The organism is Pseudomonadales bacterium (assembly GCA_013215025.1).
In the GTDB taxonomy this organism is placed as follows: Bacteria; Pseudomonadota; Gammaproteobacteria; order Pseudomonadales; family DT-91; genus DT-91.
Window position 1 is genome coordinate 1 of the sequence record JABSRR010000281.1, and the last position, 2296, is coordinate 2296.

The following is a 2296-nucleotide window of genomic DNA, read 5'->3' on the forward strand; positions in this document are numbered from 1 at the left end:
TTCTGTTTTTATTTTCTTGTTAGCGATGGCGCCTCATCTTCATGCGGCCAAAGGCAAGCTGTTGATTGTTGGGGGCGCTTTGGGTGCCGATAATCAATCGGTGTATCAGGCATTTATTAACAATCTACCCTCTGCTGAGAGTAAGATTGCTATTGTGCCTGCTGCGTCTGGTAAGCCTGTAACCAATGCTAATAAGTTCCGTCAAGATTTAATTCGCTATGGTGTTAGCGCTGAGAATATTTTTATTTTGCCTTTAGCGGTTAGGGATGACCCAAATACTAAGTTTGATGAATCTAGTTGGCGAGATAATGCGGCCCAGCCTGCTCTTGCTCGACAGTTGCAAGACATTGATGGCTTTTGGTTCGTTGGCGGTGATCAAATGCGTATTCTCGATAGCTTATTAGATAAGCCAAAACAACCCTCAAGACTTTATAAAGCCATGCTGCAACGCTTAAATGATGGCGCTTTAATTGGCGGAACCAGTGCCGGTGCTGCAATGATGAGCCATCCGATGATAGCTGCAGGTGACAGTTTTTCTGCTTTATCCAGTGTTCCTGCGGAGCATTATTACGGCATGGAGTCTCAGGAATATGGTGCACTTTATTTGCATCACGGGTTAGGTTTTTTTCCTTATGGCATTATCGATCAGCATTTTGATCGCAAAGCCAGATTGGGTCGATTAATACGCTCATTGTCCGAAACCGGTATCGACAAAGGCTATGCGGTAGATGAAGACACCGGCATGTTAATTGATTTGCATAAAAATACCTTAGAAGTTGTTGGCATGGCGAATGTGACTATTGTTAATGCTAAGCAGGCTCAGTTTAGCAACAAGCCATTCTCAGCTAAAAATCTTAGCTTAAGCTTGCTTGCGCCAGGTGATCGCTACGATTTATCAAACGATAAGCTAATAAAAAATGACGATACCGCATCTACTGTTGGTAATGAATATGCGTCGGGCGAGCCTCATCAAGGCGCTGGACTGGCTTTGCCAAACCATCGATTAGATCAACTGCTGGGTTATGAGCTTTTGGATAATGCGAAAAGCGAAGAGGTGCGCCGATATAGCTTTCTTGAGAACGGTAAAGGCTTTCGCTACCGATTTCGACAAGTTAAGGATAGCGATGCTTATTGGCGATATCGCAGTGGTGCTCGCGATCAGTACACGATTCTTGGTGTTAAAATGGACATAGAACCGGTATCAGTTGCTATATCAGAGCGGTAATATGATGAACAGTTCAGATCGAGATGCACTTGATAGAATTGACCTGAAAATGCTGGATATCATTCAGTCTGATGGGCGAATTACTAACAAAGAATTAGCTGAGGCAGTCAATTTATCTGCTAGTGCTTGTCATCAGCGCTTGCAGAAACTGACTGACCAGGGTTGGATCAACCACTTTATGGGCGTTGTGGATATTGACCGGCTCTGTTCTCCAGTACAGTGTATTGCGACCATCTCTTTGAATACACATTCACCAGACAGTTTTAGGCTGTTAGAAAGTCGCGTTGCTGTTATGCCAGAGGCGCTGGAAGCTTACACAGTTTCTGGCGCCAGTGATTTTATCGTTCGTTTTGTTTGTGAGCATATGGCACGTTATATGGAGCTGACTGATGATTTGATTCGAGAGTGTCCAGAAATTGGCAATATCAGCTCGCATGTGGTGATGCGACAAAGTAAAAAATTTCAGGGCTACCCTGTGAAGAATTTGCTTAGCGGGAGAAATTTTTAATCCACAAATCATACGGATTTGCTTAAGTTTTCACTTAGCTCGCTTAGCTCATAAATAAAATGGTCTTTAGCAGCCACAATCACTATTCATAATTGAATATGCCATCATAAATTTGAAGCTAGGTATAAGATAAATACGTGCTACAGCGAAACACCATTTAACCTTATGTTATTAGCTGATGGTCTGTTAAATCGTGTGCTTTTATGTTTATAACATTATTTGTGTTTCATGCGAAAATTCCTTCTCTTTTAAACTTTATATTTTTTCAGTAACTTGTGATGTGCATCCATATTACAAAAGTCGGTTAGTGGTTAATCAGTTTGGTCTATATCAAGAAAAGATTTTTGGGCTTGTTGAAGCGTTATGCTAAGAAGTGATTGTCTAAGTGATGACTGAGGGCGCGCAATGCATAAGGCTAGGCAAAAATTAATCTAGAATTTCTTAACGCATCAGAAGTACACTGTGGGGGCAACTTTCTTTTCTTTTTTAGTGTTTTGCTTATAATGCGAAGCCTACGCGAAAAAGTAAGGTTCCGCCTCCGGGCACCATTTCTTTTCAAACAT

Annotated in this window: 2 protein-coding genes; both read left to right on the forward strand. The window is 41.8% G+C overall.

The window, feature by feature from the left end:
- A partial coding sequence (locus HRU21_12900) for a cyanophycinase (GenBank protein ID NRA43187.1) occupies nucleotides 1-1225 on the forward strand: 1225 nt, incomplete at its 5' end.
- A gap of 1 nt (nucleotide 1226) precedes the next feature.
- A complete protein-coding gene (locus HRU21_12905) occupies nucleotides 1227-1733 on the forward strand; it encodes an Lrp/AsnC family transcriptional regulator (GenBank protein NRA43188.1) in 507 nt (168 codons plus the stop codon).
- The last annotated feature ends 563 nt before the right edge of the window (nucleotides 1734-2296 follow it).

Coding starts and splice junctions, on each gene's coding strand:
- HRU21_12905 (NRA43188.1), top strand. CDS start 1,227: ATGATGAACAGTTCAGATCGAGATGCACTTGATAGAATTGACCTGAAA.